This window comes from Paraburkholderia sp. GW821-FHT02A12, from assembly GCF_059422005.1.
In genome coordinates this window covers 2429557-2441267 of sequence record NZ_JBWKWA010000001.1, presented here as the reverse complement: position 1 = coordinate 2441267, position 11711 = coordinate 2429557, and the positions used below count along the sequence as shown (strand labels likewise).

Annotated in this window: 10 protein-coding genes; all 10 read left to right on the top strand. The window is 63.6% G+C overall.

Annotated elements, in window-relative coordinates; translation table 11 throughout:
* Positions 1-167: 167 nt before the first annotated feature.
* Positions 168-1982 (top strand): class I poly(R)-hydroxyalkanoic acid synthase, encoded by a 1815-nt coding sequence (phaC, locus tag AC07WT_RS10965; RefSeq protein WP_494948418.1) that lies wholly within the window; start codon positions 168-170, stop codon positions 1980-1982.
* Positions 1983-2132: 150 nt separating this feature from the next.
* Positions 2133-3314 carry an acetyl-CoA C-acetyltransferase gene (locus AC07WT_RS10960; RefSeq protein ID WP_494947117.1) on the top strand — a complete coding sequence of 394 codons (1182 nt, stop codon included), beginning with the start codon at positions 2133-2135 and terminating at the stop codon, positions 3312-3314.
* 160 nt (positions 3315-3474) lie between these two features.
* Positions 3475-4215 carry a 3-ketoacyl-ACP reductase gene (locus tag AC07WT_RS10955; protein ID WP_492592429.1) on the top strand — a complete coding sequence of 247 codons (741 nt, stop codon included), beginning with the start codon at positions 3475-3477 and terminating at the stop codon, positions 4213-4215.
* Between the two features lie 134 nt (positions 4216-4349).
* On the top strand, positions 4350-4994 hold the full coding sequence (gene phaR, locus AC07WT_RS10950) for a polyhydroxyalkanoate synthesis repressor PhaR (protein ID WP_494947116.1): 645 nt from the start codon (positions 4350-4352) through the stop codon (positions 4992-4994).
* Positions 4995-5270: 276 nt separating this feature from the next.
* Positions 5271-6662: a 30S ribosomal protein S12 methylthiotransferase RimO gene (gene rimO, locus AC07WT_RS10945; RefSeq protein ID WP_492592427.1), complete on the top strand. Its 1392-nt coding sequence runs from the start codon at positions 5271-5273 to the stop codon at positions 6660-6662.
* Positions 6663-6701: 39 nt separating this feature from the next.
* Positions 6702-7646, top strand: a complete 945-nt coding sequence (locus AC07WT_RS10940) for a sugar kinase (protein WP_494947115.1) — start codon at positions 6702-6704, stop codon at positions 7644-7646.
* Positions 7647-7716: 70 nt separating this feature from the next.
* Complete coding sequence (gene bktB / locus AC07WT_RS10935; RefSeq protein WP_494947114.1) at positions 7717-8901, top strand: beta-ketothiolase BktB; 1185 nt, start codon at positions 7717-7719, stop codon at positions 8899-8901.
* Between the two features lie 76 nt (positions 8902-8977).
* On the top strand, positions 8978-9652 hold the full coding sequence (locus tag AC07WT_RS10930; protein WP_494947113.1) for a hypothetical protein: 675 nt from the start codon (positions 8978-8980) through the stop codon (positions 9650-9652).
* A gap of 8 nt (positions 9653-9660) precedes the next feature.
* On the top strand, positions 9661-10845 hold the full coding sequence (locus AC07WT_RS10925) for a cystathionine beta-lyase (RefSeq protein WP_494947112.1): 1185 nt from the start codon (positions 9661-9663) through the stop codon (positions 10843-10845).
* Between the two features lie 409 nt (positions 10846-11254).
* Positions 11255-11695, top strand: coding sequence for a VirK family protein (locus AC07WT_RS10920; protein ID WP_494947111.1), 441 nt, complete (start codon positions 11255-11257; stop codon positions 11693-11695).
* Positions 11696-11711 lie beyond the last annotated feature (16 nt).

Here is an 11711-nt window from a genome sequence, read left to right as displayed (position 1 = left end):
GAGCAATCGCCCACGTGCGCAAGAACCTGCCTCTCAAACCGTCCGCAAGGACTTACCGGTCAAAAGCAGGTATGGCAGCATCATATTCCTCAGCTTCCCCCAGCACGGACTCCTCGACGGAGCATGCGCAGCAGGCCGGTACGGGCGGCGCAGCTTCAGCCGCCGGCATGCAGCAGTTATTCGACGCCTGGGTGAACGCATGGCGTTCGCTCGGCACACCGCCCGGCGGCAACGGCGCGCCATTCACCATGCCGCAGATGCCGGCGCAGATGCCGCAAATGCCAGCGTTTCCCGGCATGCCGGACTTCAGCAAAGCAGCCGCTGCCGCATCTATTCCGGCGATGCCGTCGCTGACGTCATTCGCCGGACTCAATGTTCCGGGCGCGGCGATCCCATCGGAGCGTCTGCAAAAGCTGCAAGCCGATTATTCCCGCGAGGCGATGGAGTTGATCCAGCAGGCCGCCGCCTCGACGACGAAAATCCCCGAACTCAAAGACCGCCGTTTCAGTGCCGACGCATGGAGCGCAACGCCGGCCTACGCGTTCACCGCGGCGTGGTATCTGTTGAATGCACGTTATCTGCAGGAACTGGTCGATGCGCTCGAAACCGAACCGAAGATGCGGGAACGCATTCGCTTCGCTGTGCAGCAATGGACCGCGGCGGCATCGCCCAGCAACTTCCTCGCCTTGAATCCGGAAGCGCAAAAGACCTTGCTCGAGAGTCAGGGCGAGAGTTTGCGGCAGGGTGTGATGAACCTGCTCAGCGACTTGCAGCGCGGCAAAATTTCGCAGACTGACGAATCGCGTTTCGTGGTCGGCGACAATCTCGCGAACACCGAAGGCTCGGTCGTTTTCGAAAACGATCTGATCCAGTTGATCCAGTACAAGCCGCGTGCAGCCACCGTGCACGAACGGCCGCTGTTGATCGTGCCGCCTTGCATTAACAAGTTCTACATTCTCGATCTGCAGCCGGAGAACTCGCTGGTCGCGCATGCGCTCGATTCGGGGCATCAGGTGTTCCTGATCTCGTGGCGCAACGCGGATGCATCCATTGCGCATAAGACGTGGGACGATTACATCGGCGAAGGCGTGCTCACCGCGATCGATACGGTGTGCAAGATCAGCGGCCGCGAGCAGATCAACACGCTCGGCTTCTGTGTCGGCGGCACGATGCTGGCCACGGCGCTGGCGGTGGCAGCCGCGCGCGGCGAACATCCGGCTGCGTCGATGACCTTGCTCACCGCGATGCTCGATTTCTCGGACACGGGCGTGCTCGACATCTTCGTCGACGAAGCGCATGTGCAGATGCGCGAGCAGAGCATCGGCGGCAAGAACGGCGGCGCGCCGGGGCTGATGCGCGGCATCGAGTTCGCCAACACGTTCTCGTTCCTGCGCCCGAACGACCTGGTGTGGAACTACGTCGTCGACAACTACCTCAAAGGGCGCACGCCGGTGCCGTTCGATCTGCTGTACTGGAACAGCGATTCGACCAGTCTGCCGGGTCCGATGTACGTCTGGTATCTGCGCAATACGTATCTCGAGAACCGTCTGCGCGATCCGGGTGCGTTGACCACCTGCGGCGAGCCGGTCGACCTGTCGAAGATCGACGTGCCGACCTTCATTTACGGTTCGCGCGAAGACCATATCGTGCCGTGGCAAACGGCGTATGCGTCGGTGCCGTTGCTGACGGGGCCGCTGAAGTTCGTGCTCGGCGCGTCGGGCCATATCGCGGGCGTGATCAATCCGCCGGCGAAGAAAAAGCGCAATTACTGGGTTCTGGAAGGCGACACCAGAACACTGCCGGAAGGCCCGGACGAGTGGCTGGATCAGGCCGCCGAAGTCCCCGGCAGCTGGTGGCCCGAATGGACCGCCTGGCTGGAGCAGTACGGCGGCAAGAAAGTGAAGCCGCGCGCCAAACCGGGCTCGGCCGGGTTTCCGGTCATCGAGCCGGCGCCGGGGCGCTATGTGCGGCGGCGCGAGTAGTGTGTAATGTGAGTCGCCGTGAAGATTTCATTGCGCAGTTCGAAGAGTGATCCGGATGAGCGCGTGATTGAAGCAAGAGCGAAAGAGCAACTAGACTTTTAACTTGACGGGCTGCGGCGCAATTGGCCGGCGTGCCCGGAGGATATGGAAATGACTGATGTTGTGATCGTATCGGCCGCCCGTACGGCAGTAGGCAAATTCGGTGGGTCTCTGGCGAAGATCGCCGCGCCCGATCTTGGCGCGACGGTGATTCGTGCCGTTCTCGAACGGGCCGGTTTGAAGCCCGAGCAGGTCAGCGAAGTGATCATGGGCCAGGTGCTGGCGGCCGGCTCCGGCCAGAACCCGGCGCGTCAGTCGCTGATCAAGGCAGGGCTGCCATCGGCCGTGCCCGGCATGACGATCAACAAGGTGTGCGGCTCGGGGCTGAAGGCGGTGATGCTGGCCGCCAACGCGATCATCGCGGGCGACGCCGACATCGTGGTCGCCGGCGGTCAGGAAAACATGAGCGCGGCGCCGCACGTGCTGCCGGGTTCGCGCGACGGCTTCCGCATGGGCGACGCCAAGCTGATCGACTCGATGGTCGTCGACGGCCTGTGGGACGTGTATAACCAGTACCACATGGGCGTGACGGCGGAGAACGTCGCCAAGGAATACGGCATCACGCGCGAGCAGCAGGATGCGTTCGCGGCGCTGTCGCAGAACAAGGCGGAAGCCGCGCAGAAGTCGGGCCGTTTCGGCGACGAAATCGTGCCGGTCGAAATTCCGCAACGCAAGGGCGAGCCGCTGCGTTTCGCCACGGATGAATTCGTGCGTCATGGCGTGACGGCCGAATCGCTCGCGGGCCTGAAGCCGGCGTTCTCGAAGGAAGGCACGGTGACGGCGGCGAACGCGTCGGGTCTGAACGACGGCGCGGCGGCGGTGATCGTGATGTCGGCGAAGAAGGCCGAGGCGCTCGGCCTCACGCCGCTCGCGCGCATCAAGGCCTACGCCAACGCGGGCGTCGATCCGAAGGTGATGGGCATGGGCCCGGTGCCGGCTTCGCGCCGCTGTCTGGAGCGCGCGGGCTGGAGCCCGGCCGATCTCGACCTGATGGAAATCAATGAAGCCTTTGCCGCGCAGGCGCTCGCCGTGCACAAGCAGATGGGCTGGGATACGTCGAAGGTCAACGTGAACGGCGGGGCGATCGCGATCGGCCATCCGATCGGCGCGTCCGGTTGCCGGATTCTCGTCACGCTGCTGCACGAAATGCAGAAGCGCGATGCGAAGAAGGGTCTGGCGTCGCTGTGTATCGGCGGCGGCATGGGCGTCGCGTTGGCGGTCGAGCGCGCGTAAGGCGGTTTCAGGCATGGTTGCCGCGCGCCTCGTTGCAGCGGGCGGCGCGCGGTGAGCAGTGGCCTCGCCGGCCGGTCGCCCGGCGGCAGTGGAGATGAAGCACAAGGCGAGGGATGAGGCAGCCGGTCGGCGCCTCGAAAACGATAACGGAGTGAAGTTTATGACACAGCGAATTGCGTACGTAACGGGCGGCATGGGTGGCATCGGCACGAGCATTTGCCAGCGGCTCCACAAAGAAGGCTTCAAGGTGGTCGCAGGCTGCGGCCCGAACTCGCCGCGCCGCGTGAAGTGGCTCGACGAGCAGAAGGCGCTGGGTTTCGACTTCATCGCGTCCGAAGGCAATGTCGGCGACTGGGATTCGACCAGGGCCGCGTTCGACAAGGTCAAGTCCGAAGTCGGCGAGATCGACGTGCTGGTGAACAACGCCGGCATCACGCGCGACGTCGTGTTCCGCAAGATGACGCATGAAGACTGGACGGCGGTGATCGACACCAACCTGACCAGCCTGTTCAACGTCACCAAGCAGGTGATCGACGGCATGGTTGAGCGCGGCTGGGGCCGGGTCATCAACATTTCGTCGGTGAACGGGCAGAAAGGCCAGTTCGGCCAGACCAACTACTCCACTGCGAAGGCCGGCATTCACGGCTTCACGATGTCTTTGGCGCAGGAAGTGGCCACCAAGGGCGTGACGGTCAACACCGTGTCGCCGGGCTATATCGGCACTGATATGGTCAAGTCGATCCGCCCGGACGTGCTGGAAAAAATCGTCGCAACGATTCCGGTGCGCCGTCTCGGCCAGCCGGACGAAATCGGTTCGATCGTGGCGTGGCTGGCCTCGGACGAATCGGGTTTCTCCACGGGCGCTGATTTTTCGCTGAACGGCGGTTTGCATATGGGCTGAGTCTCGAGCGCGCCGCTCACAAGGCGGCGGGCTTCGGCTCAGATGGTTCCGGCGGCGTCTCGATTGTGCGATTACCCGATCGTGCAGTCGACGGGACGCCGTTTCCGCGCTCAACTCGCGCTCAAAGGCGTTACATGACCACTACTACAAAGAAAACAGCCGAACGACTGATCAAGAAGTATCCGAATCGTCGGCTCTACGATACAGAGACAAGCACGTACATCACGCTGACGGATGTCAAACAGCTCGTGCTGGATCAGGAGGATTTCAAGGTCATCGATGCAAAGAGCAACGAGGATCTGACGCGCGCCATCCTGTTGCAGATCATTCTCGAAGAGGAGAGCGGCGGCTTGCCGATGTTCTCGTCGTCGATGCTGTCGCAGATCATCCGCTTCTACGGCCATGCGATGCAGGGCATGATGGGCACGTATCTGGAAAAGAACATCCAGGCGTTCATCGACATTCAGGCGAAACTCGCCGACCAGTCGAAGAACCTGTACGAAGGCAAGGCGATGAATCCCGAAGTCTGGTCGCAGTTCATGAACATGCAGGCGCCGATGATGCAGGGCATGATGACCAGCTATATCGAGCAGTCGAAGAACATGTTCGTGCAGATGCAGGAGCAGATGCAGAACCAGGCGAAGTCCATGTTCAGCACCTTCCCGTTTACGCCGGGCGGCCCGGTGAATGCGGCCAACGCGCCGGCAAATGCGCCGGCAAATCCGTCGGGCAATCCGCAAGGCAATCCGCAAGGCAATCCGGAGCCGGAGAAGAAGTAACGGCGCAAGCAACGATGGCGGCGAGGGCGCAGGCGTTCGCGTGGCCGCCGCGCGGCCGGCGGTGGACCGGCGTGCACTCGGCGTGCATGGCGGATTCGATCAGAGCGGCCGGCGCGGCGCGCGCAAGCGGAGGGCCGCCGGCGCGGTACAATGATCGGTTGCGTGTGCGGGGCGTTTTGCCGGGGATGATTCTTTAACCCCGTAGTTCCTGCCACACCGTCCCCCAATTCGTCCCCATTTGTCGCCATCGCCACCGCTATACGCCGGACCCACCCTATGCCGCAGACCACTTCCCCCGCCGCGCCGACGTCTTCCACGCCGAAGGTCGGCTTCGTCAGCCTCGGCTGCCCCAAAGCGCTTGTCGACTCCGAGCAGATCATCACGCAGTTGCGTGCCGAGGGCTACGAGATCTCCGGCACGTACGACGGCGCGGACCTCGTGGTCGTCAACACCTGCGGCTTCATCGACGAAGCCGTTCAGGAAAGCCTCGACGCGATCGGCGAAGCGCTCCACGAAAACGGCAAAGTGATCGTCACCGGCTGCCTCGGCGCGAAAAAGAGCGCGAGCGGTTCCGGTCTGATCGAAGAAGTGCATCCGAAGGTGCTGGCCGTGACCGGCCCGCACGCGGTCGGCGAAGTGATGCAGGCGGTGCACAACCATCTGCCGAAGCCGCACGATCCGTTCGTCGATCTGGTGCCGGCGGCGGGCGTGAAGCTCACGCCGCGTCACTACGCGTACCTGAAAATTTCCGAAGGCTGCAACCACCGCTGCACGTTCTGCATCATTCCGTCGATGCGCGGCGACCTCGTGTCGCGTCCGCTCGCCGAGGTCATGCTCGAAGCGGAAAACCTGTTCAAGTCCGGCGTGAAGGAACTGCTGGTGATTTCGCAGGACACCAGCGCTTATGGCGTCGACGTCAAGTACCGCACGGGTTTCTGGAACGGCAAGCCGATCAAGACGCGCATGACCGATCTGGTCGGCGCGCTCGGCGAACTCGCCGCGCAATACGGCGCATGGGTGCGTCTGCACTATGTGTATCCGTATCCGAGCGTCGACGAAGTGATCCCGATGATGGCCGAAGGTCCGTACAAGGGCCATGTGCTGCCGTATCTCGACGTGCCGTTCCAGCACGCGCACCCTGAAGTGTTGAAGCGCATGAAACGTCCGGCCAACGCCGAGAAGGTGATGGAGCGCGTGAAGGCGTGGCGCGAAATGTGTCCCGATCTGACGATCCGCAGCACTTTCATTGCCGGCTTCCCGGGCGAGACCGAAGAGCAGTTCCAGACGCTGCTCGATTTCATCCGCGAGGCGGAGCTGGATCGGGTCGGCTGCTTTGCGTACTCGCCGGTCGAAGGCGCCACGGCCAACGAACTCGACGGCGCGCTGCCCGACGAAGTGCGTGAGGAACGCCGTGCGCGTTTCATGGAAGTGGCCGAAGAAGTGTCGGCGAAGCGCATCGCGAAGAAGGTCGGCAAGACGCTCAAGGTGCTGGTCGACGAGATCAACGCCGACGGCGGCATTGGCCGCACCGCTGCGGATGCGCCTGAGATCGACGGTGTCGTGTATATCGCGCCCGCCGCCAAAGCGTCGAAGCGCTACAAGGTCGGCGATTTCGTGTCGGTGAAGATCACCGGCGCCGACGGCCACGACCTGTGGGGCGAGGTTTAAGCGATGGCCTTAAGCGTAACTCGTGTGCTGGAAGCCCGGATGCCGGACGCCCGGACGCCGGAAGCCCGGAGACCGGAGATCCTCGCGCTCGGCGAGGCGATGATCGAATTCAACCAGTCGGCCAAGGATCAGCCGAACTACCTGCAAGGTTTCGGCGGCGACACGTCGAACTTCTGTATCGCGGCGGCGCGGCAGGGCGCGAAGACCGGTTTCGTGTCGGCGGTCGGCGGCGATCATTTCGGGCGTTTGCTGATCGATTTGTGGGAACGCGAGCAGGTGAATACCTCGCTCGTGCGGGTGGACGAGCGCGCATCGACCGGCGTGTATTTTGTCTCGCACGGCCCCAACGGCCACGCGTTCGACTATCTGCGCGCCGGTTCGGCCGCGAGCCGTTATGCGCCGCACGACCTGCCGCTCGATGCGATTGCCGCGGCCAAAGTCATCCATCTATCCGGCATCAGCCTCGCGATCAGCCTGAGCGCCTGCGACGCGGCGCTTGCCGCGATCGAACATGCACGCGCCAACGGCGTGGGCGTGAGCTTCGACACCAACCTGCGCCTGAAGCTGTGGCCGTTGGCCCGGGCGCGTGCGGTGATGCTCGAAGCGATCCGTCAGACCGACATCTGTCTGCCGAGTTGGGACGACGTGACCGAACTCACCGGCTTGACCGGCCGCGACGAGATCGTCGATTTCCTGCTGTCGCACGGTCCGCGTGTGGTCGCGCTCAAGCTCGGCAAGGAAGGCTCGTATATCGCGACGCCCAATGAGCGGCGCGTCGTGCCGGGCCACGTCGTCAATGCGGTCGATGCGACCGGCGCGGGCGACTGCTTCGGCGGCGCGTTCATCGCGCGCATCGTCGCCGGTGACGATCCTTTTGAAGCGGCGCGTTATGCGAACGTCGCCGCGGCGCTGTCGACGCAAGGCTACGGCGCCGTCGCGCCGATCCCTTCGCGGGCGACGGTCGAACACATCCTGGCTGGCTGATCGCTTCGCGCTGCGACACGCGGCCCGCCAAGGCAAGATCATCTTGAGAGACTAAAGAGAGGAGCGAACGATGCAACGGGACGTAGTGGTGGTAAGCGGCGTGCGTACGGCGATCGGCGGCTTTGGCGGCAGTCTGAAGGATTTTCCGCCGACCGATCTCGGCGCCCGCGTGGTGCGTGAAGCGCTGGCGCGCGCCAATGTGTCCGGCGACGAAGTCGGCCATGTGGTGTTCGGCAATGTCGTGCATACCGAACCGAAAGACATGTATCTGGCGCGCGTGGCCGCGATCAACGGCGGCGTCGCGCAACACGCGCCCGCGTTGACGGTGAACCGCCTGTGCGGCTCGGGCTTGCAGGCGATCGTGTCGGCCGCGCAAAGCGTGCTGCTCGGCGACGCCGACATCGCGATCGGCGGCGGCGCGGAAAACATGAGCCGCGCGCCATACTCGATGCCCGCCGCGCGCTTCGGCCAGCGCATGGGCGATGTGCGCCTCGTCGACATGATGGTCGGCGCGCTGAACGACCCGTTCCAGTCGGTCCATATGGGTGTGACGGCTGAGAACGTCGCGCGCAAATACGACATCTCGCGTGAAGCGCAGGATGCGCTCGCGCTCGAATCGCATCGTCGCGCGGCTCACGCGATCAGCAGCGGCTACTTCAAGGACCAGATCCTGCCGATCACGATTCCTTCGAAGAAGGGCGACGTCGTGTTCGATACGGACGAGCACGCACGCATGAATGCAACGGCGGAAGACTTCTCGAAGCTCAAGCCGGTGTTCGCGAAGGAAAACGGCACGGTGACGGCCGGTAATGCGTCGGGCATCAACGACGCCGCCGCGGCGGTCGTACTGATGGAGCGCGGCGTCGCCGAACAGCGCGGCATCAAGCCGCTGGCGCGGCTGGTTTCGTACGCGCATGCCGGCGTCGATCCGGCTTATATGGGTATCGGCCCGGTTCCGGCCACGCGCAAGGCGCTCGAGCGCGCCGGCCTGACGGTCGCCGATCTCGATGTGATCGAGGCGAACGAGGCATTTGCCGCTCAGGCGTGCGCGGTCAGCAAGGAACTCGGCCTCGATCCCGCGAAGGTCAATCCGAACGGCTCGGGTATTTCGCTCGGCCACCCGATCGGCGCGACCGGCGCGCTGATTACCGTCAAGGCGCTGTACGAGCTGCAGCGGGTTGGCGGCCGGTATGCGCTGGTGACGATGTGTATCGGCGGCGGGCAGGGTATTGCGGCGATCTTCGAACGGATCTGAGGCCGGGCGGCAAACTCGCGTCAGACAGGTATCACGCAGGTATCGAGCAGGTATCAAGCAACAAGGAAAGGAACGGATGCAGGAATCGAAAGCGATGAAGGGTGCGGCGCGTCGGCGCGGCTGGACCGGTTGGAAGGGGTGGACAGTCGTGAGCGTTGCCGCATTGCTGTGTGCCGGCGCGGCGGCGTTGATGCCCGCGCAGGCATGGGCGGAAAGCGACGCGGTGAAGGAATTGGCGGCGCCGCCGCCGATTCAGTTGCCGCTCAAGCCGAGCCCCGAATTCGCGAAGTTCCCGCGCTACGCCGGCATGCTGGGCTCACGTCAGATCGTGCTGCGGCTCGGCGCGAAAACCGATGATCCGTCCGGCGTGCACGGCGAGTATCAGTACACGGATAACGGCGAAGTGGTGCTGATCGCCGGCGACCGTGACGGCGACGTGCTCGAAGTCGAAGAGTCGAACGACGGCACGCATATCACCGGGAACTGGGTCGGCAAATTTGCCGCCGACGGTTCCGTCACCGGCGAACGGATGAACGTCGACGATGCCAATCCGCTGGCGTTCGATCTGAAGCCGCTGGCAGCGGGGCAGGCGGTGCCGGCCGCCGCGGCTGTCACGGCGGCGGGCGCTGCTGTGAACAAGGCCGCGCCGGCGCCGCAGCCATCCGCGGGTGTTGCCGCCGCACCGGCCCCGGCGGCCGGAACGGGCGGTCACGCGGTAGGTGGCGTCAGCAACCTGCAAACCGGCGAGTGAAATTCACCATGACCCAATCCAAATCCAAACCCGGTCTGCAAACCCGCATCGTGCGCGCCAAGGATCAGCTCACGCCTGGCTTCGAATCGTTCTCGATGCCGGTCATGCGGGCTTCGACCGTCGTGTTCCCCGATCTCGCGACGATGCGCGCGCTCGACTGGAAAAACGATGCGCAATGGCGCTACGGGCTGCACGCCACGCCGACTTCGCTCGCGCTGGCGCAGCGGCTTGCGACCATCGAAGGCGGCAAGCACGCGTTATTGCAGCCGTCGGGGCTGTCGTCGATTTCGAACGTGTACTTCGGCATTGTCAAAGCCGGCGACGACGTGCTGATTCCCGATGACGTCTACTCGCCGAATCGCGATCACGGCGACTGGCTGGCGCGCGATTTCGGCATCACGGCGCGTTACTACGATCCGATGATCGGCGCGGGCATCGCCGATCTGATCCAGCCCAACACGCGCTTGATCTGGCTGGAAGCGCCGGGTTCGGTCACGATGGAAGTGGCCGACGTGCCCGCCATCACCGCGGTTGCGCGCGCGCGCAACGTCGTCACGGCCATCGACAATACGTGGTCGGCGGGGCTTGGGTTCCGGCCGTTCGACCACGGCGTCGATATCTCGGTGCAGGCGCTGACCAAGTACCAGTCGGGCGGCGGCGATGTGCTGATGGGCGCGACCATTACCGTCGATCGCGAGTTGCATCTGAAGCTGAAGGCCGCGCGCATGCGCATGGGCATCGGCGTCTCCTCGGATGACTGTTCGCTGATTCTGCGCAGCCTGCCGACCCTGCAACTGCGCTTCGAACAACATGACCGCGCGGCGCTCGGGCTGGCCAGATGGCTGAAGACGCGGCCGGAAATCGCGGCGGTATTGCACCCGGCGCTGCCCGATTGCCCGGGGCATGAATTTTTCAAGCGCGACTTCACGGGCGCGGGCGGCCTGTTTTCCGTTGTGTTCGATGGGCGTTACAGTCCGGCGCAAATCGATACGTTCTGCGAGTCGCTGGAACTGTTTTCGCTCGGTTGGAGCTGGGGCGGCGCGCATAGTCTCGCGATGCCGTACGACGTCGCGTCGATGCGCACCGAAGGGCAATGGCCGCATCGCGGTACGTTAGTGCGGTTTTATATCGGCCTGGAAGAGGAGGCCGATTTGCGCGCGGATATCGAGCACAGTCTGGCTGCGCTGGGTTAAACGCCTGAGCGTTTTTGTCGAAGTTCAAGCAAGCCCATCGGGACCTGGTTCCGGTGGGCTTTTCCTTGTGCCGATATAGCCAGTAAGCCTAACCATTCGGCCGAATGTTCGATGCCGGATCTCGACGCTACGGTGGGGGCCGTCACCGTCGAACCAGGCGAGTCCCCGCGGGTCGCCATCGGTGCTTGCCGGAGTTCGCGCGCGAATGGTCGGCGTCACGAGACGCGTCTGTGCGCGCTGAAACTGCAATCGCGCCGGCGACGACGTTCTGTCGGGACCGTGACTCGGACGCATCCAGGCGAGCGCCGCCGACAATGTGACGGTGCTTTGCAACTTTTCTTGCGCAGATCGGTACTCACAGTTCGATGTAACCCGAAAGCGCAATCTGATATTTCATTCGAGGATAAGGATGCTTAAAACGTCACTGACCGTGCTCTCATTCGCTGCCTTTTCCGGCGCGGCTTACGCTTCCTCCACGGTCGAACTGTCGAGTTTGTCCGATGTCGAAGCCGCGCTCGCTCGCGGCGCCAGCGTCTCCGTCGCTGTCGACCTTACCAGGTGTGAACCCGCAGCTGGCACGACTTCTCCCGGCACAACTCGCGGAGGCCTGAAGATAGGCGCATACCGGATCATTCCGGACGGCACACTCAGTTTTGCTGACGAACACGCAACGGTTGATCGCACCGGCCAGCCGATCTGGCAGTTTCTGCGCTATCAGGTCAAGCCTGACCAGACAGTCGCCTTTACCATGGACATCTTTTCACTACCTTCGTACACACGCATCGCTTCTCAGATCGGCTACATGTGCGCCATCAATCAGGGCGTAAGTTTCCTCACGGATCACCGCTGATCCAATTGCGTCCCCA